The organism is Pseudomonas sp. NPDC089428 (assembly GCF_044749325.1).
GTDB lineage: Bacteria > Pseudomonadota > Gammaproteobacteria > Pseudomonadales > Pseudomonadaceae > Aquipseudomonas.
Map to the genome: position 1 here is coordinate 203,618 of NZ_JBIVHT010000005.1, position 20,761 is coordinate 224,378.

Annotated in this window: 18 protein-coding genes; 6 read left to right on the top strand and 12 right to left on the bottom strand. The window is 65.2% G+C overall.

Annotated elements, in window-relative coordinates; genetic code table 11:
• Positions 1-35: 35 nt before the first annotated feature.
• The 12 genes from phaZ to gshB form a co-directional block, all read right to left on the bottom strand.
• The gene (gene phaZ, locus ACIPZ5_RS12095; protein WP_060509739.1) at positions 36-887 is read right to left on the bottom strand and encodes a poly(3-hydroxyalkanoate) depolymerase; all 852 of its coding nucleotides are present in this window, start codon (positions 885-887) and stop codon (positions 36-38) included.
• A 63-nt stretch (positions 888-950) separates the two neighbouring features.
• A complete protein-coding gene (gene phaC / locus ACIPZ5_RS12100; protein WP_400808820.1) occupies positions 951-2,630 on the bottom strand; it encodes a class II poly(R)-hydroxyalkanoic acid synthase in 1,680 nt (559 codons plus the stop codon).
• 353 nt (positions 2,631-2,983) lie between these two features.
• Positions 2,984-3,361: a gamma-butyrobetaine hydroxylase-like domain-containing protein gene (locus tag ACIPZ5_RS12105; RefSeq protein WP_012274559.1), complete on the bottom strand. Its 378-nt coding sequence runs from the start codon at positions 3,359-3,361 to the stop codon at positions 2,984-2,986.
• Positions 3,362-3,506: 145 nt separating this feature from the next.
• A complete protein-coding gene (gene hslU / locus ACIPZ5_RS12110; RefSeq protein ID WP_027920651.1) occupies positions 3,507-4,850 on the bottom strand; it encodes an ATP-dependent protease ATPase subunit HslU in 1,344 nt (447 codons plus the stop codon).
• Between the two features lie 74 nt (positions 4,851-4,924).
• Positions 4,925-5,455, bottom strand: a complete 531-nt coding sequence (hslV, locus tag ACIPZ5_RS12115; protein ID WP_027920652.1) for an ATP-dependent protease subunit HslV — start codon at positions 5,453-5,455, stop codon at positions 4,925-4,927.
• 213 nt (positions 5,456-5,668) lie between these two features.
• Entirely contained in the window at positions 5,669-6,940 is a 1,272-nt protein-coding gene (locus tag ACIPZ5_RS12120; RefSeq protein ID WP_261942386.1) for a dihydroorotase, read from the bottom strand.
• The gene (locus tag ACIPZ5_RS12125; RefSeq protein ID WP_261942387.1) at positions 6,937-7,941 is read right to left on the bottom strand and encodes an aspartate carbamoyltransferase catalytic subunit; all 1,005 of its coding nucleotides are present in this window, start codon (positions 7,939-7,941) and stop codon (positions 6,937-6,939) included. Before ACIPZ5_RS12125 ends, ACIPZ5_RS12120 begins: the two co-directional genes overlap by 4 nt.
• 13 nt (positions 7,942-7,954) lie before the next feature.
• Positions 7,955-8,473: a bifunctional pyr operon transcriptional regulator/uracil phosphoribosyltransferase PyrR gene (gene pyrR, locus ACIPZ5_RS12130; RefSeq protein ID WP_261942388.1), complete on the bottom strand. Its 519-nt coding sequence runs from the start codon at positions 8,471-8,473 to the stop codon at positions 7,955-7,957.
• A gap of 59 nt (positions 8,474-8,532) precedes the next feature.
• Positions 8,533-8,958: a Holliday junction resolvase RuvX gene (ruvX, locus tag ACIPZ5_RS12135; protein WP_103445989.1), complete on the bottom strand. Its 426-nt coding sequence runs from the start codon at positions 8,956-8,958 to the stop codon at positions 8,533-8,535.
• On the bottom strand, positions 8,958-9,527 hold the full coding sequence (locus ACIPZ5_RS12140; RefSeq protein ID WP_261942389.1) for a YqgE/AlgH family protein: 570 nt from the start codon (positions 9,525-9,527) through the stop codon (positions 8,958-8,960). The genes ruvX and ACIPZ5_RS12140 overlap by 1 nt, the downstream gene beginning before the upstream one ends.
• A gap of 172 nt (positions 9,528-9,699) precedes the next feature.
• A complete protein-coding gene (locus ACIPZ5_RS12145; protein WP_261942390.1) occupies positions 9,700-10,605 on the bottom strand; it encodes an energy transducer TonB in 906 nt (301 codons plus the stop codon).
• A 91-nt stretch (positions 10,606-10,696) separates the two neighbouring features.
• Positions 10,697-11,650 carry a glutathione synthase gene (gene gshB, locus ACIPZ5_RS12150; RefSeq protein WP_343597738.1) on the bottom strand — a complete coding sequence of 318 codons (954 nt, stop codon included), beginning with the start codon at positions 11,648-11,650 and terminating at the stop codon, positions 10,697-10,699.
• Between the two features lie 196 nt (positions 11,651-11,846).
• Here gshB and ACIPZ5_RS12155 point away from each other — a divergent pair, with 196 nt between their 5' ends.
• From ACIPZ5_RS12155 to ACIPZ5_RS12180, 6 genes are read left to right on the top strand one after another with little or no spacing between them, the layout of a single operon-like run.
• Positions 11,847-12,248, top strand: coding sequence for a PleD family two-component system response regulator (locus tag ACIPZ5_RS12155; protein ID WP_060509720.1), 402 nt, complete (start codon positions 11,847-11,849; stop codon positions 12,246-12,248).
• Between the two features lie 48 nt (positions 12,249-12,296).
• Positions 12,297-12,662 carry a twitching motility response regulator PilH gene (gene pilH / locus ACIPZ5_RS12160; protein WP_343597741.1) on the top strand — a complete coding sequence of 122 codons (366 nt, stop codon included), beginning with the start codon at positions 12,297-12,299 and terminating at the stop codon, positions 12,660-12,662.
• Positions 12,659-13,213, top strand: coding sequence for a chemotaxis protein CheW (locus ACIPZ5_RS12165; protein ID WP_008094837.1), 555 nt, complete (start codon positions 12,659-12,661; stop codon positions 13,211-13,213). The genes pilH and ACIPZ5_RS12165 overlap by 4 nt, the downstream gene beginning before the upstream one ends.
• A gap of 47 nt (positions 13,214-13,260) precedes the next feature.
• Positions 13,261-15,285 carry a methyl-accepting chemotaxis protein gene (locus ACIPZ5_RS12170; protein WP_343597785.1) on the top strand — a complete coding sequence of 675 codons (2,025 nt, stop codon included), beginning with the start codon at positions 13,261-13,263 and terminating at the stop codon, positions 15,283-15,285.
• Positions 15,286-15,294: 9 nt separating this feature from the next.
• Positions 15,295-20,184 (top strand): Hpt domain-containing protein, encoded by a 4,890-nt coding sequence (locus tag ACIPZ5_RS12175; protein WP_343597744.1) that lies wholly within the window; start codon positions 15,295-15,297, stop codon positions 20,182-20,184.
• Positions 20,177-20,650: a chemotaxis protein CheW gene (locus ACIPZ5_RS12180; protein WP_400808827.1), complete on the top strand. Its 474-nt coding sequence runs from the start codon at positions 20,177-20,179 to the stop codon at positions 20,648-20,650. The genes ACIPZ5_RS12175 and ACIPZ5_RS12180 overlap by 8 nt, the downstream gene beginning before the upstream one ends.
• Positions 20,651-20,761 lie beyond the last annotated feature (111 nt).

A 20,761-nucleotide genomic window follows, 5' to 3' on the forward strand; every position in this document is an offset into this window, starting at 1 on the left:
CAGGCCACGGTCGGGTTCATGCAGCAAGCAACAATTCAGCCACCAGAGGCGGGGCTGGGGTGCATGACCGCGCGCTGACGTTCTTGCTGGAGAAACTTCATGATGATGGGGGCGACGGCCTCGGCCCGGGTGATCAGGAACAGATGACCGTCGTCGATAATGTGTAGCTGGGCATTGGGAATTCGCCAGGCCAGCAGGCGCATGTTGATCAGCGGGATCAACGGATCGTCGTCGCCGGCCAGCACCAGGGTCGGTTGCTGGATCTTGTGCAGCCAGTGAATGCTGGTCCAGCCCAGCCCGGCGAACAGCTGCCAGTAGTAGCCCAGCTTGCCGCCGGAGCGCACCTTGGCTGCGTGGTGCATGGCCAGGTCCGGGTCGCGGCGAAAACCGCCGCCATAGATCAGCGGCGCGATGCGGATGACATGGGATGGCTGCACGTAGCGCCGGGGGCTTGCCATCATCCACAGCACCTTGGGTTTGCCCGGCACCATCACCGCACCGGCAGCAGTGGCCGCCAGCACCAGCTTCTTGCAGCGCTCGGGGTAGTCATGGGCGAACTGCTGGGCCAGGGCGCCACCCCAGGACACGCCGATGACATTGACCTGGCCGTAGTCCAGGTAGTCGAGCATGCGTGCGGTCAACTTGGCCAGGCCGGGAAAGCGGTACGGGTGGCGCGGGGTGGATGAGCCGCCCACGCCGGGGACGTCGAAGGCGATGACTTCCAGGTCCGGGTCCAGTGCTTCGATGAACGGGAACACCAGCTCCAGGTTGGCGCCGATGCCGTTGAAGATCAGCAGCGGCGTCAGGTGCGGCTTGCCCGGGCGCACCGCAGTACGGATGGATTGGTCGTCCAGCTCTACGGTGCGGAATATGTAGGGTAGCGGCATGCACGTGGCTCTGTGGCTTGAAAATGTACCGTGGCTCGCTCCAAGCGGCCACGGCATTGCGACTCAACGCTCGTGGACGTAAGTCCCCGGTGCAGCCTCGCCGGCGACATAAGCGCGGTTACCCAGGCGCGTCGGGGCCTTTTTCAGCTCGCCAGCGCGCTCGCCCAGCCAGGTCTGCCAGTGCAGCCACCAGGAGTCGGCATGCTTTTCAGCGTTCTCCTGCCAGGCCACCGGGTCGCCCGGGCGGTCGGCGCCGGTCATGAAGCGGGCCTTGGGGTTGCCGGGTGGGTTGAGGATGCTCTGGATGTGGCCGCTGTTGGACAGCACGAACTCGATCTTGCCGCCGAACAGGTGCGCCGAGCGGTAGCACGATTGCCACGGGGTGATGTGGTCGGAGGTGCCGGCGACGCTGAAGATGTCGCACTGGACGTTCTTCAGGTCGATGGCGGTGCCGCACACTTCCAGGGCATTCGGGCGGGTCAGCGGGTTGTTCTTGAACAGTTCGATCAGGTCGCCGTGGAAGGCTGCGGGCAAGCGCGTGGTGTCGTTGTTCCAGAACAGGATGTCGAACACCGGAGGCTCGTTGCCGAGCAGGTAGTTGTTGACCCAGTAGTTCCAGATCAGGTCGTTGGGGCGCATCCAGGCGAACACCTTGGCCATGTCGCTGCCTTCGAGCACCCCGGACTGGTAAGAGTGGCGCTTGGCCGCCTCGAGCGTCTGTTCGTCGACGAACAGGGCGACCTCGGTGTCCATCGTGGTGTCGAGCACGCTGACCAGCAGGGTCAGGGCGTTGACCTTCTGCTCACCCAGCGCGGCGTAGTGGCCGACCAGGGCGGTGCAGGTAATACCGCCGGAGCAGGCGCCGAGCATGTTCAGGTCTTTGCTGCCGGTAATCGCCAGTACCGCGTCGACCGCTTCCTTCAGCGCATCGATGTAGGTCGACAGGCCCCACTCGCGCTGGGCCTTGGTCGGGTTGCGCCAGCTGATGATGAAGGTCTGCTGCTGCGAACGCAGGCAGAAGCGCGCCAGGCTCTTTTCCGGGCTCAGGTCGAAGACGTAGAACTTGTTGATCTGCGGTGGCACCACCAGCAGCGGGCGGGCATGCACCTGCTCGGTGATCGGGCTGTACTGGATCAGCTCCAGCACATCGTTGCGGTAGACCACGGCGCCTTCGCTGGTGCCAAGGTTCTTGCCGACCTCGAACGCGTCCATGTTGACCTGGCTGGGCATGCCACCGTTGTTGACCACGTCCTTGGCCAGGTTGGACAGGCCGTCCAGCAAGCTCTTGCCGCCGGTTTCGAAGAAGCGTTTGACCGCCGCCGGGTTGGACAGGGTGTTGGTCGGTGCCATGGCTTCGGTCATCAGGTTGATCACGAACTGACCACGGCTGATGTCCTGGGGCGACAGGTCACTGTTGCCGATCCACTCCTGCAGCTCCTTGCGCCAGGCCAGGTAAGTCTGCAGGTAACGGCGGTACAGCGGGTTCTTGCTCCAGGCTGGGTCCTGGAAGCGACGGTCGTCTCCTTCCGGGGCGAGACTGGACTTGCCCAGCAGCACGTTCTTCAGCTCCAGGCCGAAGTGCGCGACATGCTTGGCGCTGTGCAGCGGTTGGCGCACGGCCTGACGCAGCACGGTACGCGCAGAGCTCAGCAGGTCCTTGCGGCGGATGCCGATGACCGGGTTCAGCCCCAGGGTGTTTTCCGAGGCTTGCCGCTGCAACTCATCGTTGTTCTTGTTACTCATCTACGACGCTCCGTTGTCCTGAGACGAGTACCGGATTGCTGTGGCGCAACGCACAGCGGACAGCCCGGTACTGCTACTCGGGTGACCAGTGATAAGGAACAGCGGTGCTGCGGGCCGGATGCATTCGGCGATGAGCTGCGGGGGATTCTGCGTGTGAAGACAGCCTGCTTTCGCTCGCGACCTCTACATACCGGCCAGTGCCTGATTGCCCTCAATGCAATGCAGGGAACTTGCCAGCTCCATTGGTTACCCGACTTTCATGTAATGCGCAAGACAACCCGTTCAAGAGTTGTCTGTAAGGCATTCAAACAGATGAGATTAGAAAATGCGCTCTAAAGCATGGAAGGCTTGAGTTAGAGCATGAGTTTGACCACCGATTCGGCCGGGTCGCGGGACTTGCCGGCCTTGTGCAGTTCATCGAGGTACTCGGCCCACAGCTGCTCCTGGCGCAGGCACAGTTGCTCGAGGTACTCCCAGGTGAACAGGCCGCTGTCATGGCCGTCATCGAAGGTCAGTTTCAGTGCATATTGGCCAGCCGGTTCCAGGCCGACCAGTCCGACGTTGATCTTGCCAAATTGCAGGATGGGATTGCCGTGGCCCTGGACCTCGGCGGAAGGCGAGTGCACGCGCAGGAATTCGGCGGGCAGCTGATAGACCTCGCCGGGGGCGTAGGTGAGGCTGAGGGTCTTGGAGGCTTTGTGCAGGTTGATGGCGGTGGGCAGGCGGGCCATGGCTTGAATCTCTCGGGAGCTGATGGCGCAAGCTTCCAGCTTCCTGAGAAGGTATTCAAGGGCCCATTCGCGGGCAAGCCCGCTCCCACAGGTGATCACATAACCTGTGGGAGCGGGCTTGCCCGCGAATAAGACGACGCCGCTCTTACAGGATGTAGCGCGACAGGTCTTCGTTCTGTGCCAGCTCACCCAGGTGGCCATTCACATACGCCGCATCGATCAGGATCGGTGCTTCGTCGTGGGTACTGGCCAGGTCACCGGCACTGAACGACACTTCTTCGAGCAGGCGCTCGAGCAGGGTGTGCAGGCGGCGGGCACCGATGTTCTCGGTCTTTTCGTTGACCTGATAGGCAATCTCGGCCAGGCGCTTGATGCCGTCGGCGGCGAACTCGATGTTCAGGCCTTCGGTCTTCAGCAGCGCACTGTACTGCTCGGTCAGCGAGGCATGCGGCTCTTGCAGGATGCGCTCGAAGTCTTCCGGGGTCAGTGCCTTCAGTTCGACGCGGATCGGCAGGCGGCCTTGCAGCTCTGGCACCAGGTCGCTCGGCTTGCTCAGGTGGAACGCACCAGAGGCAATGAACAGGATGTGGTCGGTCTTGACCATGCCCAGCTTGGTGTTGACGGTGCAGCCTTCGATCAGCGGCAGCAGGTCACGCTGCACGCCTTCACGGGATACATCGGCACCGCCGACGTTGCCACGCTTGGCCACCTTGTCGATTTCGTCGATGAACACGATGCCGTGCTGCTCGACCGCTTCCAGGGCCTTGCCCTTGAGCTCTTCCTCGTTGACCAGGCGGCTGGCTTCCTCGTCGCGCACCATCTTCAGCGCTTCCTTGACCTTCAGCTTGCGGGTCTTGCGCTTGCCCTTGCCCATGTTGGCGAACAGGCTCTGCAGCTGGTTGGTCATCTCTTCCATGCCGGGTGGCGCGGCGATTTCGACGCCCATGTTCTCGGCCACTTCGATCTCGATTTCCTTGTCGTCCAGCTGACCTTCGCGCAGGCGCTTGCGGAACAGCTGGCGAGTGTTGGAGTCGGTGCTGGTCTGCGCGGCTTCTTCACTGAAGCTGCTGACCCGCGCCTGTGGCAGCAGGGCGTCGAGGATGCGGTCTTCGGCGGCGTCTTCGGCGCGGTGGCGCACGCGGACGATTTCCTGTTCGCGCAGCATTTTCAGCGCGGCATCGGCCAGGTCACGGATGATCGACTCGACGTCGCGGCCGACGTAGCCCACTTCAGTGAACTTGGTCGCTTCGACCTTGAGGAACGGCGCATTGGCCAGCTTGGCCAGGCGGCGGGCGATTTCGGTCTTGCCGACGCCGGTAGGGCCGATCATCAGGATGTTCTTCGGTGTCACTTCGGCACGCAGCTCGGCGGGGAGCTGCATGCGCCGCCAGCGGTTGCGCAGGGCGATGGCGACGGCGCGTTTGGCGTCGTCCTGGCCGATGATGTGGCGGTTGAGTTCGTGGACGATCTCGCGGGGGGTCATGGACATGATCAAAAATGGTCCTTGGGCAGAGTGCTCGGCGTGGAAAAGTCCCGCTATGAGCGGGACGCCAGAACAGCTGATTACTCGGCCAGGTCCTGCTCCTCGATGGTCAGGTTGTGGTTGGTGAACACGCAGATGTCACCGGCGATGTTCAGGGCAGCCTCGGTGATTTCCCGGGCCGACAGGTCGGTCTTGTTCAGCAGGGCACGGGCCGCAGCCTGGGCATAGCCACCACCGGAACCCATGGCGATCAGGCCGTCTTCCGGTTCGACCACGTCACCGTTGCCGGTAATGATCAGCGATGCATCCTTGTTGGCCACCGCCAGCATGGCCTCCAGGCGGCTCAGGGAGCGGTCGGTACGCCATTCCTTGGCCAGCTCGACGGCGGCACGCACGAGGTGGCCGGAGTGTTTCTGCAGCTGGGCTTCAAAGCGCTCGAACAGGGTGAAGGCGTCGGCGGTGGCACCGGCGAAACCGGCGATCACTTCGCCGTTGTACAGGCGACGAACCTTCTTGGCGTTGCCTTTCATCACGGTGTTGCCGAGGGATACCTGGCCGTCGCCGCCCATGACGACTTTGCCGTTACGGCGGACAGAAACGATGGTGGTCAAGGGGAGAGTCTCCACGCAGCGGGGCAAAATTGCCTGATGCAGACTCATATGGGGGTGGGGGAAAGGATTTCAACCGGGGGGGATGAATGGTCGCGCTTGGCAGGAACATCTGCGTTGCTTCCTTCGCGGGTAAACCCGCTCCCACAGGTATAGCGCTGCGCCGGAGGGCAGCAGGGTCCCTGTGGGAGCGGGTTTACCCGCGAAGGGCCCTACTCAGGCCTCGTGGCAGACGTGCCCATCGACCAAGGTATAACGCACGGCAGCCGGCAGGCAGTGGCCGATGAACGGGCAGTTGTCGCCGCGCGACAACCATTGCTCGCCGGCAATCGTCGAAGCCTTGGCGTCGAACAGCACCAGGTCGGCTGCGCCGCCGACTTTCAGCTCGCCGGCCGGCAGGCGCATGGCCTTGGCCGGGCCGCTGCTCAGGCGGGCCAGCAGGGTCGGCAGGTCGAGCAGGCCGTCCTCGACCAGGGTCATGGCCAGCGGCAGCAGGAGTTCGACGCTGCTGATGCCCGGTTCGGTGGCGCCGAACGGAGCCAGCTTGGCATCACGCTCGTGGGGCTGGTGGTGGCTGGAGATCGCCTGGATCACCCCCGATTTCACCGCCGCGCGCAGGCCGTCGCGGTCGGCGGCGGTGCGCAGTGGCGGTTGCACGTGGTACAGGCTGGAGAACTCACGCAGCGACTCGTCGGTGAGGATCAGCTGATACAGCGCCACGTCTGCCGTCACCGGCAGGCCCAGCTGCTGGGCCTGCTCGATCAGCCGTGCGCCACGGGCGCTGGTGATCTGGGTGAAGTGCGCACGCACGCCGGTCTGTTCCACCAGCAGCAGGTTGCGCGCCAGGGCCACGGTCTCGGCGGTTTCGGGGATGCCCGGCAGGCCGAGGAAGCTGGCCATGGCACCTTCGTGGGCCAGGCCACCCTGGGCCAGGTCGCGGTCCTGGGAGTGGAACACCACGGTCAGGTCGAAGGTGGCGGCGTACTCCAGGGCGCGGGCCAGGGTACGGTTGTTGGGGATTTCCTTCAGGCCGTTGCCGAAGGCCACGCAACCGGTGTCGCGCAGGGCAACCAGTTCGGCCAGCTGTTCGCCCTCCAGGCCCTTGGTCAGGGCGCCGATCGGGTAGACCTTGCTGTTGGCGGCTTCGCGGGCGCGGTCAAGGATCAGTTCGGCCACTGCCGAGGTGTCCAGCACGGGTTTGGTCTGCGGTGGGCAGCACAGGCTGGTGACGCCGCCGGCCACGGCGGCGCGGGTTTCGCTGGCGATGGAACCCTTGCGGCTGTAGCCCGGCTCGCGCAGCGAGACGCCAAGGTCGACCAGGCCGGGCGCGGCGATCAGGCCGTCGGCTTTGATCGTGCGGCTGGCGCTGAAACCGGCCGGGGCGGCGCCGATGGCGGCGATGCGCCCGCCGTCCAGGTGCAGGTCGGTGACCTGGTCCAGGCCGCTGACAGGGTCGATGACCCGGGCGCCAAGAATACTGATGGTCACTGGGCGATCTCCTGGTCGAATTGACGTTGCGCGTTCTGCCCGCTCATGGCCATGGACAGCACGGCCATGCGCACGGCGATGCCGTAGGTGACCTGGTTGAGGATCACCGAGTGTTTGCCGTCGGCCACTGCCGATTCGATTTCCACGCCACGGTTGATCGGGCCTGGGTGCATGACGATGGCGTCAGGCTTGGCGCCGGCCAGGCGTGCGGTGGTCAGGCCGAACAGGCGGTAGAACTCGCCTTCGCTGGGCAGCAGGCCACCCGCCATGCGCTCACGCTGCAGGCGCAGCATGATCACCACGTCGACGTCTTTCAGGCCTTCGGCGAGGTCGGTGTAGACCTTCACGCCGTACTGCTCGATGCCGATCGGGATCAGGGTCTTCGGCCCGATCACGCGGATGTCCGGGCAGCCCAGCGCCTTGAGCGCGAGCATGTCGGAGCGGGCCACACGCGAGTGCAGGATGTCGCCGACGATCGCCACCGAGAGGTTCTCGAAGCTGCCCTTGTGGCGGCGGATGGTCAGCATGTCGAGCATGCCCTGGGTCGGGTGCGCGTGGCGGCCGTCACCGCCGTTGATCACGGCGACGTCCGGGCACACATGCTCGGCGATGAAGTGTGCGGCGCCGGAGTCGGAGTGGCGTACGACGAACATGTCGGCAGCCATGGCTTCGAGGTTGCGCAGGGTGTCGAACAGGGTCTCGCCCTTGCTGGTCGAGGAGGTCGACACGTTCAGGCTGATCACGTCGGCGGACAGGCGCTGGGCAGCCAGCTCGAAGGTGGTGCGGGTACGGGTCGAGTTCTCGAAGAACACGTTGCACACGGTCTTGCCGCGCAGCAACGGGACTTTCTTCACGGCCCGGGCGCCGACTTCGAGGAACGAGTCGGCGGTGTCGAGGATCTCGGTGAGCAGTTCGCGGGGCAAACCGTCGAGCGAGAGAAAGTGGCGCAGCTGGCCCTGATCATTGAGCTGCAGCGGGCGCTTGGCGTCGATTGGCGTCATCGCGAGGGGACTCTTAAAGGGCAGAAGCGGTGGCGAGGTCCTGGCGCTCGAGGGCGAGCGGTGCGGGTCCGGTCAATTTTACCCGTTCATGGGCGGCCAGCGACAGGGTGGCGCCGAGCACATTGGGGCGGATGGGCAGTTCGCCGGCATCGAGATCGAGCAGGCAGACCAAGGTGACGCTGGCGGGGCGGCCGTAATCGAACAGTTCGTTGAGTGCGGCGCGGATGGTGCGACCGCTCATCAGCACGTCGTCGATCAGCACCAGGTGCTGGCCTTCGACCTCGAATGGCAGCTCCGACGGGCGCACCTGCGGGTGCAGTCCGTTCTGGCTGAAGTCATCGCGATAGAACGACACGTCCAGGGTGCCGAGCGGGCTCTGGTCGGCCATTTCCTGCTGCAGGGCCTGGGCAACCCAGACGCCGCCGGTACGGATGCCGATGAAGCGCGGCTCGGTGATGTTGCGGCGGGCCAGATGGGCGCGAAGGTCGACAGCCATCTGCCGGATCAGGTCGGCGGGATTGGGTAGGCTCATTGCGTATCTCCTGGGGGCGCCGGGGGCGTAGTGATTGCCCCGACGTAAACGCGAAAAGATCAGGTATTGGCCTCCAGCCAGCCTTGCAGCAGCAAGGCGGCGGCGATGGCGTCGACCGGGTTGTCACGGTAGCTGCCGCGCTGGCCGCCGCGGGCCAGGCGCTCGCCTTTGGCCTCGAAGGTGGTCAGGCGTTCGTCGTGGGTGTGCACGGGCAGGTTGAAGCGGCCATTGAGGCGGCGGGCGAACTTTTCCGCGCGCTCGCTCATTTCGCTCGGTGTGCCGTCCATATTCAGCGGCAGGCCTACGACGATGGCATCGGGCTTCCATTCAGCGATGAGCTTTTCCACCTGGGCCCAGTCCGGTACGCCGTTCTGCGCCTTCAGGGTGCACAGCTCGCGGGCCTGGCCGGTGACCACCTGGCCGACGGCTACGCCGATCTGCTTGGTGCCGTAGTCGAAGCCCAGCAGTAAACGCAATTCACTCATCAGGCGTGCCCCGCCTGGCTGGTCAGCAGGCTGAGGTTGATCCCCAGGCTGGCGGCAGCGGCGTCCAGGCGCAGGTCGCTGGCCAGGCCGAAGATGATCTCTGGGTCGAACGGGCAGTTGAGCCAGGCGTTGTCGGCCAGTTCGGCCTCCAGTTGGCCCGCTTCCCAGCCGGCATAGCCGAGCGTGATGAGGCTTTGTTTCGGCCCCACCCCGGCGGCGATGGCCAGCAGCACGTCCTGCGAGGTAGTCAGCGACAACCCTTCCAGGGCCACAGTTGCCTGGAAGCTGCATTCACTGCTGTGCAGCACGAAACCACGGTCGGTCTGCACCGGGCCACCCTGATAGATGGGGACCTGCAAGGTGCTGGCCGGTGGTACCTCGTTCGGGCGCAACTGCTCGAGAATGTCGGCCAGGTTCAGCTCCTGTGGCCGGTTGACCACCAGGCCCATGGCGCCATTGGCGTTGTGCTCGACGATGTACGTGAGGGTCTGGGCGAAGTTCGGATCAGCCATGTGCGGCATGGCGATCAGGAACTGATGCTTGAGGTAGCTCGGTGTGAGGGTTTTCATGGGGGATAGTGTGGCGCCAGGTGGCGAGGCTGACAAGGTGCGCAACGAGGCTCGCGCGATCCCTGTGGGAGCGGGTTTACCCGCGAATGCGTCACACCAGGCGACATCATTCCCTGATCTGGCGCATTCGCGGGTAAACCCGCTCCCACAGGGGGCTTTGCAGGCCGTTGGATCAGTTACTGGACAGGCGGTCGCCGCGGGCAAAGCGCCAGGTGCGGATGATCTCCAGCCGGTCAAACTCCGCCAGGTCCCCGGTAAACGGCGCAAATGGCGCCGCCAGCCGCACGATGCGCTGGGCTGCCTGGTCCAGCACCGGTTGCCCGGACGACTCCAGCACCAGCACCTCATACAGCGAGCCATCGCGGTTGATCGACACCATCATCCGCAAGTTGCCGTAGATCTGCTGCCGGCGTGCCTCGTCGGGGTAGTTCAGGTTACCCACCCGCTCGACCTTCTTGCGCCACTCTTCCTTGTACCAGGCGCCCTTGTCGCGCATGGTCGAAGCCGCATTCAGGCGGTGAATGCGCGGGCGCTTGGCGTACATCTGCTGTTCGTTGGAAAGCTCCGCCTCGAGGCTGGCGATCTGGCTCGACAGTTGCGAGCTGTCAAAGTCCGGCGTGGCCGCCGCTGGCTTGGGCTGTGGCTTGCTTTCCTTGGGCTTGGGCTCGACCTTCTGCGCTTTCGGCGCCTTGGTCGCCACTGCGGACTTCTCTGGCGTGGGCGGCGGCACTACTTCGGGCTTGGCCGCAGGAGGCGGGGTGACCTTGTTGATCTTGCTGTCCTGGAATGGCGCCACTTCGGTAGTGGTGGGTACTGCTTTCTTCTCCAGGGTGCCGCTGCCTTGCTGGTTGTCCTGCGCCTGGAAATCAGCCTTCTTCGGCGCTTTCTCGCTTTTGAAGGTGGCCAGGGTGATGTCCATGGTCTGGCGGATTTCCGCCGGTTTGACCACGGTAAAACCGACGCCAAGGATCAGCGCCAGGTGCACCAGGGCAGCCAGAAACAGGGTAAAGCCAAGCCGATCCACCGGGCGAACGCGCGGTGGCAGCAGGTCGGCGGGGATGTCGGCAGGCAGCGTCATCGGGTATCCAGCAACCGCAGGGCGGGGCAGCAGCTCAGTCGAAAAGGACCGGCATCATACCCCACTCCGCGCATTTGCTCCGCGTCGGCGGTCAGCGCGCCTTGAGCTGGCGATCAATGGCATCCATCAGCTTGCCACCGATATCGGTGTTGTAGGCCGCGTCGATCTCGCGGATGCAGGTGGGGCTGGTGACGTTGATTTCCGTGAGGAAGTCGCCGATCACGTCGAGGCCGACGAACAGCAGGCCCTTTTCACGCAGGCTCGGGCCGACCTGGGCGGCGATCCAGCGGTCGCGCTCGGTCAGTGGGCGGGCTTCGCCGCGGCCACCGGCAGCCAGGTTGCCACGGGTCTCGCCACTGGCGGGGATACGGGCCAGGCAGTAGTCGACCGGTTCACCGTCGATCATCAGGATGCGCTTGTCGCCGTCCTTGATCTCGGGCAGGTAGGCCTGCGCCATGATCTGCTGGCCGCCATGCTGGGTGAGGGTCTCGAGGATCACCGAGAGGTTGGGGTCGCCTACGCGGTGGCGGAACACCGAGGCACCGCCCATGCCGTCCAGCGGTTTGAGGATCACGTCGCCGTGGGTGCTGGCGAATTCACGCAGGATGTCGGCGCGGCGGCTGACCAGAGTCGGCGCCATGCACTGCGGGAACTGGGTGGCGAACAGTTTTTCGTTGCAGTCGCGCAGGCTCTGCGGGCGGTTCACCACCAGCACGCCTTCGCGCTCTGCCTGCTCCAGCAGGTAGGTGCTGTAGACGAACTCCATGTCGAACGGCGGGTCCTTGCGCATCAGCACCACGTCCAGCTCTGCCAGGGCGCTGTCCTGCTCTTCGCCCAGTTCGAACCAGCGCGCCGGGTCGGCGAACACGTTCAGCGGGCGCATGCGCGCGCGGGCCTTGCCTTCACCGTGGTACAGGTCGCGCTGCTCCATGTAGAACAGGCTCCAGCCGCGGGCCTGGGCAGCCAGCAGCATGGCCAGCGAGCTGTCCTTCTTGTAGGAGATGGACGCAATCGGGTCCATGACAATGCCGAGGCGAACGCTCATGGGGTGGTTCCTCTTGGCGGCGCGTGGCCGCGGTGAATCGAAAGAAAAGTGGCTCAGGGTGGCGCTGTGAACGCCGCGGGTCAAGGGGGCGGCAGATGGAACGGGCACCCGGAGTGTGCTAAAAATGCCCTCAGCTTCAAGCTGCAAGCCATCAGTGGCTTGCCGCCCACACAGTGCAGCGATGGTAGCGCAACTTATGGAACAGCCCCTGAAGGTGATGGTGATCGACGATTCCCGCACGATCCGCCGCACCGCGCAGATGTTGCTCGGCGAAGCAGGCTGCGAGGTGATCACTGCCAGTGACGGCTTCGATGCCCTGGCCAAGATCATCGACCACCAGCCGCAGATCATCTTCGTCGACGTGCTGATGCCTCGCCTGGATGGTTATCAGACCTGTGCGGTGATCAAGCACAACAGTGCCTTCAAGGACATCCCGGTGATTCTCCTGTCATCTCGCGATGGCCTGTTCGACAAGGCCCGCGGCCGGGTGGTCGGTTCCGATCAGTTCCTGACCAAACCATTCAGCAAGGAAGAACTGCTCGACGCGATCAGGGCCCATGTGCCCGGTTTCGCCGCGCCCGAACAACCCGCACCCTGACCGCGCCGCGCAGGCGCGGCCTTCAATTTTTCCTGATGGGGAAACAGCATGGCCCGAGTTCTGATTGTCGACGACTCGCCGACAGAGATGTACAGATTGACCGAATGGCTGGAAAAGCACGGTCACCAGGTGCTCAAGGCCAACAACGGTGCTGATGGCGTGGCCCTGGCCCGCCAGGAAAAGCCCGACGCGGTGCTGATGGACATCGTCATGCCCGGTATGAACGGCTTCCAGGCTACCCGCCAGCTGAGCAAGGATCCGGAAACCAGCGCCATCCCCGTGGTGGTGGTGACCACCAAGGACCAGGAAACCGACCGTATCTGGGCCAAGCGCCAGGGCGCCCGTGACTTCCTGACCAAACCGGTGGAAGAAGACGCGCTGATCGCCAAACTCAAAGAAGTACTGGGCGCTTGACCACCCGCCCGCAGGGCGCGTCGCTGACCGCCTTCGAGCTGTTGCTGGACATTGACCGGCGCTGCCGCCTGCTGGTGGCCGACCAGCCGCCGCAGGACACCCGCCTGCAGCAATGGAGTGGCATCGGTTTTCGCATCGCCGGGCAGTGGTTCGTCGCGCCCATGGGCGAGGTCGCCGAAGTGCTGCGCGAGCCGCGCAGCAGCCGCGTGCCTGGCGTGCAGCCGTGGGTGTGTGGCGTGGCCAACCTGCGCGGCCGGCTTTTGCCGGTGATGGACCTGAGCAGTTTCTTCGGCCTTGGCCCTGCCGCACCAGGCAAACAGCGGCGGGTGCTGGTGCTGGACCACGAAGACCTGTTCGTCGGCCTGCTGGTCGACGAGGTGCTGGGCCTGCAGCATTTCGCCCTGAGCAGCCTGGAACTGTCGCCACCGCAGCCGCTGCTGCGGGCGGCTGCCCGCTTCGTGCAGGGGCACTTCCCGCGTGAACGCAACTGGGCGATCTTCAGCCCCTTCGCCCTGGCCCAGGCGCCGGGTTTTCTTGACGTGGCGCTATAGGACTTTCGAACGTGAACAAGCCGGCCACACCCGTCGCCCCTGCCAGCATGACCCCTCGCACGCGCAGCATCGTGCAGATCACTGTGCTGTTCGTGATCCTGATCCTGTCGATCATCCTGCTGTTCGCCAACTTCGCCTACCTCAACACCCAGGCCAATCACGACAAGCAGTACATCGGCCACGCCGGCGAGCTGCGGGTGCTGTCCCAGCGCATCGCCAAGAACGCCACCGAGGCCGCGGCGGGCAAGGCACTGGCGTTCAAGCTGCTGTCGGATGCGCGCAACGATTTCGAGCGGCGCTGGGGCTACCTGCGCGAAGGCGACAAGTCCACCGGCCTGCCTGCGGCACCGCCCGCGGTCCGCGATGAAATGGAAGCCGTGCGCCAGGACTGGGAGAACTTGCGCAAGAACACCGATACCATTCTGGCCAGCGAGCAGACCGTGCTGTCGCTGCACCAGGTGGCGGCAACCCTCGCCGAAACCGTGCCGCAGCTGCAGGTCGAGTACGAGAAGGTGGTCGAGATCCTGCTGCAGAGTGGTGCCCCGGCCAACCAGGTAGTGGTGGCCCAGCGCCAGCTGCTGCTGGCCGAGCGCATTCTCGGTTCGGTCAACACGGTACTTGCCGGCGACGACACGGCGGCGCAGGCGGCCGATACCTTCGGCCGCGATGCCAGCCGCTTCGGACAGGTGCTCGAGGGCATGCTGGGCGGCAACCCGGCGATCCAGGTGACCCGCGTCGAGGACGCTGACGCGCGCGCCCGCCTGGCGGAAATCGCCGAACTGTTCCAGTTCGTGGCAGGTTCCGTCGATGAAATCCTCGAGACCTCGCCTGAGCTATTCCGCGTACGCGAAGCAGCCGGCAACATCTTCAGCCTGTCGCAGACCTTGCTCGATGAAGCCTCGCACCTGGCCAACGGTTTCGAGAACCTGGCCAGTGGCCGCACCCTGGATACTGTCGGGGGGTACGCGCTGGGCCTGCTGGCGCTGGCTTCGATCATTCTGATCGGCCTGGTAATGGTCCGCACCACCCACCGCCAGTTGCAGGAAACCGCGGAAAAGAACGAACGCAACCAGCAGGCGATCATGCGCCTGCTCGATGAAATCGAAGAGCTGGCCGACGGCGACCTGACCGTCACCGTGTCGGTGACCGAAGACTTCACCGGCGCCATCGCCGACTCGATCAACTACTCGGTCGACCAGCTGCGCGACCTGGTGGCCACCATCAACCACAGCGCCGAGCAGGTCGCCGCTGCCGTGCAGGACACGCAGAACACCGCGCGCCAGCTGGCCAAGGCTTCGGAGCACCAGGCCGAGCAGATCAGCGAGGCGTCGGAGGCGGTCGGCGACATGGTCGAGTCGATCGACCGGGTTTCCGCCCACGCCTATGAGTCGGCCAAGGTCGCCGAGCGCTCGGTGGCAATCGCCAACAAGGGCAACGAGGTGGTGCACAACACCATCAACGGCATGGACAACATCCGCGAGCAGATCCAGGACACCGCCAAGCGGATCAAGCGCCTGGGCGAGTCTTCCCAGGAAATCGGCGATATCGTCAGCCTGATCGACGACATTGCCGACCAGACCAACATTCTCGCCCTCAATGCGGCGATTCAGGCCTCGCTGGCGGGTGAAGCCGGCCGCGGCTTTGCCGTGGTCGCCGACGAAGTGCAGCGCCTGGCCGAGCGCTCGTCCTCGGCGACCCGGCAGATCGAAGCGCTGGTGCGGACCATCCAGGCGGATACCAACGAGGCGGTGATCTCCATGGAGCAGACCACCGCCGAGGTGGTGCGCGGTGCGCGCCTGGCCCAGGATGCCGGCGTGGCGTTGGCCGAGATCGAAGGCGTATCGCAGAACCTCGCCGAACTTATCCACAGCATCTCGGATGCCGCCCAGTTGCAGACCTCCTCGGCAGGGCAGATTTCCCACACCATGGCGGTAATCCAGCAGATCACCGCGCAGACTTCCGCCGGCTCTGGCGCCACCGCCGACAGCATCCGCCACCTGGCGCGCATGGCCAGCGAGATGCGCCGCTCGGTCTCCGGGTTCACCCTGCCGGCTCCGGCCGAGCGAAGCTGAGGAATATCCATGGCTTCTGCCGCCGTAAGCCCCGAGCGCCACGATACCGTGGCCCTGGCCTGGACCCGGGCCGCCATCTTCGATTGCCTGAGCCAGGCCCGTCAGGCCCTGGAGCGCTTTGCCGGCGAGACCGACGACTTGTCGATGCTGGCTTTCGTTGTGGATAACCTGCACCAGGTGCATGGTTGCCTGCGCATGCTCGAGCTGCGCGGCGCCACGCGCCTGGCCGAGGAGCTGGAGCTGCTGGCCAAGGCCTTGGCCGAGGGCCAGGTCAGCCCACGGGGTGACTGCCTGGGGCCGTTGTTCCGGGGCCTGGAGCAGCTGCCGTCCTATCTGGAGCGGTTGCGCGGTGCACGCCATGACCTGCCACTGGTGATGCTGCCGCTGCTCAACCAGCTGCGCGCCTGCCGTGGCGTCGAGCCCTTGGCCCAGGGCAGCCTGATCAGCGGCGCCGCGCAGCGCTTTGCCGGCTCCGATGACCTGGCCAACCTCGACTTGTCACTGGGCAACTGGCGGGAACAGATGCAGGCCGGGCCGGGGCGTGATGCCCTGCGCTCGGTGGTCAGCGCCCTGTGCGACGACCTGATGCGGATCAAGGAGCGCCTGGACCAGTTCGTGCGCGGCGACCGCCAGCACAGCGAAGACCTGGAAGCGCTGCTCGCGCCGTTGCGCCATGTTGCCGATACCCTGGCAGTGCTGGGCTTCCAGCAACCGCGCCGGGTGATCATCGACCAGGTGCTGGCGCTGCAGGCCCTGGCCCAGGGTGAGCGCGCGGTGGACGACGCGGTATTGATGGATGTGGCCGGTGCCCTGTTGTATGTGGAGGCCACGCTCAACGGCATGGTCCTGCCCCTGGAGGAAGGCGGGCAGGGCGGCCTGCCCGGTTCCGACCTGGCCGAGATTCGCCAGTTGGTGCTGCACGAATCACTGTCCGTGCTCCAGCAGGCCAAGGACCTGATCGGCGATTGCCTGGAGTCCGGCTGGCCGCGTCAGCGTCTGCAGCCACTGCCGGGGTTGTTGCAGCAGGTGTACGGCGCGTTGGCGATGCTGATGCTGCCGGCGGCCGCCGAGGTGTTTGCCGGTTGCGCGGGCTATGTGCAGGGCTGGTTGCAGCACCTGGAGGTGGAGCCACCGGCGGACGAACTGACCCACCTCGCCGAGGCCCTCAGTGCCGCCGAGTGCTACTTGCAGTGGCGGGTCGCCGACCCGCTGGCCGATGCGCAACCGTTCCTCGACATGGCCCGTGCCAGCCTGACCAGGCTGGGTGTCCAGTGCACCCACGCGGGCCCGTCCGAGGCGCAGGATGGCAGCGACGGCATTGATGATGAATTGCGTGAGGTGTTCCTCGAAGAAGCCGGCGAATTGCTACCGGAGATCGAACGGCACTGGCTGCGCTGGCGCGCCGACAACAGCCTGCGCGACGCCTTGGTAGAAGTGCGTCGTGACCTGCATACGCTCAAGGGCAGTGGGCGCATGGTTCATGCAGAGGCGGTGGCCGAGCTGGCCTGGGGCGGTGAGCACCTGCTCAACCGGGTGCTGGAGGGGCGCATCGCCCTGACCCCGGAGGGCGCGGTGGCGCTGCAGCAGGTGTTCGTCCACCTACCGGACCTGCTGGCCGACTTTGCAGCTGGCCAGTTGCCGCAATTGACCGAGATCGAACAACTGGCGAGCCACCTGCACGCCCTGGCCGAGAACGACACCCCGGTCAGCGCCGACATCGATGGCCTCGATCCGCAGCTGCTGGATATCTTCCGCAATGAAGCACAGGGTCACCTGGCCAGCCTGGAAGGCTTTCTGCGGAGCGCCGATGGCCAGGGCAGCGAAGTCAGCGACAGCCTGCAACGCGCCTTGCACACCCTCAAGGGCAGCGCTGCCATGGCCGGGGTCATGCCGATCGCCGAGCTGGCCACCGCCTTCGACCGCCTGGTGCGCGAGTACCGGGGGCACCAGCTGCCGTTGCAGGCGGCGGAGCTGCATTGGCTGCAAACAGCCCATGGCCTGTTCCTGCAGGGCTTGGCGCAGCTTGGCAGTACGCCGTTGGCAGCCATTGCGGGTGCGGCCCAACTGATCGAGCAGGTTGGTGAAGCAGTGGATCTGCGTCTGGCCAGCCTGCATGCCGAGCCCCAGCACAGCCGCCATGGCAAGCGTGATCCGCAGCTGATTGCCAGTTTCCTGGCCCAGGCCATGGACATCCTGCTGGATGCCGAGTCGCTGCTGTCGCGCTGGCAACAGCAGCCCGGGCAACGCGAACCGCTGGATACCTTGCTCGATGAGCTGACCAGCCTTGGTCACGCCGCGCATTTGGCCGATCTGTGGCAGATGGATGCCGTCTGCGAGGCGCTGCTTGACCTCTACGGCGCCGTGGAAGAGGGCAGCCTGGGCGCCAGCCCGCGTTTCTTCGCCGTTGCCCAGCAAGCCCATGAAGCCCTGTTGGACATGCTCGACGAAGTGGCGGCCGGGCAGGAGCTCAGCCCGCGGCCTGACTGCGTCGACGCCCTGCGTGAACTATTGGATGGCGCACTGGCTCCGGATGCTACCGGCTTGGTCAGCCCTGACGCGGTGACGCCGCTGTCTGGCTCACTGGAGCAGGATGATGAACCCGACAGCCCGGGCGACAAGGAGCTGCTGGAAGTCTTCCTCGAAGAAAGCTCGGACATTGTCGAAAGTGCCGCCGCCGCCCTGGCGCGCTGGCAGGCCGACCCGCGCAGCAGCGTCGAGGTAGAGAACCTGTTGCGCGACCTGCACACCCTCAAGGGTGGTGCGCGCATGGTCGAGATCAGCGCCATCGGCGACCTGGCCCATGAACTGGAATTCCTCTACGAGCTGCTCGCCGCAGGGCGCCTGCCGCCGAGCGGGCCGTTGTTCGCGCTGCTGCAGAACTGCCATGACCGCCTGGCGCACATGCTCGATGCCGCGCGCCTTGGCCAGCCGCTGCACGCCGCTACCGCGCTGATCGATTACATCCGCAACTTCAGCAGCGCCGCGTTGACCGACAGCGCGGCCGGCCAGGCCCCGACCGACACCGCACCTGCCGAAATACCGGCAGCGGCACCGGAGCGGGCGACGGGCGACATGGTCAAGGTCGACGCCGAGCTGCTCGACGATCTGGGTAACCTGGCCGGTGAGCATTCGGTCATTCGTGGACGTATCGAACAGCAGGTCAACGACGCCCAGTTCGCCCTCAACGAGATGGAAACCACCCTGGAACGCATGCGCGACCAACTGCTGCGCCTGGACATCGAGACCCAGGGGCGGATCAGCAGTCGGCAGGCGTTCGAGGGGGATGCCTACGAAGATTTCGACCCGTTGGAGATGGATCGCCACTCGCAGCTGCAGCAGTTGTCGCGAGCACTGTTCGAGTCGGCCTCCGACCTGCTCGACCTCAAGGAAACCCTTACCCAGCGCGCCCAGGAGGCCTACAGCCTGCTGCAGCAACAGGCGCGGGTGAACAGCCAGTTGCAGGAGGGCCTGACCGCGACCCTGATGGTGCCGTTCGAACGCCTGGTACCGCGCTTGCAGCGGGTAGTGCGCCAGGTGGCCAGCGAGCTCGGCAAGCAAGTCGAGCTGGTGGTCGGCAACGCCGAGGGCGAGCTGGACCGCAGCGTGCTCGAACGCATGGTCGCGCCACTGGAGCATATGCTGCGCAATGCCGTCGACCATGGCCTGGAGTCGCGTGAGGCACGCCTGGCTGCAGGCAAGCCGGAACAGGGCACCATTCACTTGAACTTGCTGCACGAAGGCGCCGACATTGTCATAGAGATGATCGACGACGGCGCCGGCGTGCCATTGGAGGCGGTACGGCGCAAGGCGATCAAGCGCGGCCTGCTGGACCCGCAAGCGCAACTGAGCGATCACGAGATCCTGCAGTTCATCCTGCGCCCGGGCTTTTCCACGGCAGAGAAGATCACCCAGATTTCCGGGCGCGGCCTGGGCATGGACGTGGTGCACGAAGAGGTCAAGCAGCTGGGGGGTTCGATGACCATCGAATCGGCCCAGGGCAAGGGTGCGCGCTTCCTGATCCGCCTGCCGTTCACCGTCTCGATCAACCGGGCCTTGATGGTGCACCTGGGCGAAGAACAGTACGCCATTCCGCTCAACACCATCGAGGGCATCGTACGTGTACCACCGGCCGAACTGGCCGCCTGCTACCAGCTGGATGCCCCGCGTTATGTGTATGGCGGCCACGAGTACGCGTTGCGCTACCTGGGCGAGCTGCTGCAGGGGCTGCCACGCCCGGTGCTGCTTGGGCAGAGCGTGCCGCTGCCGGTGTTGCTGGTGCATTCCCAGGAGCAGTCGTTCGCCATCCAGGTGGACAGCCTGTCGCCCAGCCGCGAGATCGTGGTGAAGAGCCTCGGCCCGCAATTCGCGGCCGTGGCGGGCTTGTCGGGGGCGACCTTGCTCGGTGATGGCCGGGTGGTGCTGATCCTCGACCTGCTGGGCCAGTTGCGCGGCCAGCAGCGGCGGCTGGCGCGTCTGCCCGGTGGCAGCGGCGTGCAACGCACCTTGTTCGGCCCGGCACCGCGGCGGGCCACGCTGGTGATGGTGGTGGACGACTCGGTCACCGTGCGCAAGGTCACCAGCCGCCTGCTGGAACGCCATGGCATGAGCGTGTTGACCGCCAAGGATGGAGTCGATGCCATGGCCCTGCTGGAAGAGCACCGCCCGGACGTGCTGTTGCTGGACATCGAGATGCCGCGCATGGACGGGTTCGAAGTGGCCACCCGTATTCGCCGTGACGAGCGCCTGAAAGACCTGCCGATCATCATGATCACGTCGCGCACCGGGCAGAAACACCGCGACCGGGCCATGGCCATTGGCGTCAACGATTACCTGGGCAAACCCTATCAGGAGTCGGTGCTGCTGCAGAGCATCGCCCGCTGGAGTGATACCCATGCTTGAACTGATTGCAGGGCAACGCAGCAGCCTCACTGGCCTGCTACTGCCGTTGGGCGACCGTACCTTGGTATTGCCCAACGTTGCCGTGGTCGAGTTGATCGGCCAACGTAACCTGGTGTGCGACCCGGGTGATCCGGCCTGGCACCTGGGCTGGATCGACTGGCGTCAGCAGCATTTGCCGTTGATCGGCTTCGAAGCGGCCTGTGGCGGTGAGACGCCGTGTGGTGAAAGGGCGCGGATCGTGGTGCTGAATGCCTTGGGGGATACCGGTTTGCGCTACCTGGCAGTGCTGCTGCAGGACATCCCGCGCTCTTGCAAGCTCGACAGCCAGCTGAACTACGTGGATGTGCCGCTGGGCAGCCTGGAACTGGCCGCCGTGCAGGTGGGCGAACAGGTGGCGCGGGTGCCGGACCTGGCCGGGTTGGAAAGATTGGTGCGTGACGCTGAACTGCAACCTGCCCTTGGGTAGGATGTTCGGGCTGATGGCCCTTTCGCGGCGGTTCGACGCCTCGATAAACCCACAGGTATTGCACTGCCCTTGAAACATGTGCGATCCCTGTGGGAGCGGGTTCACCCGCGA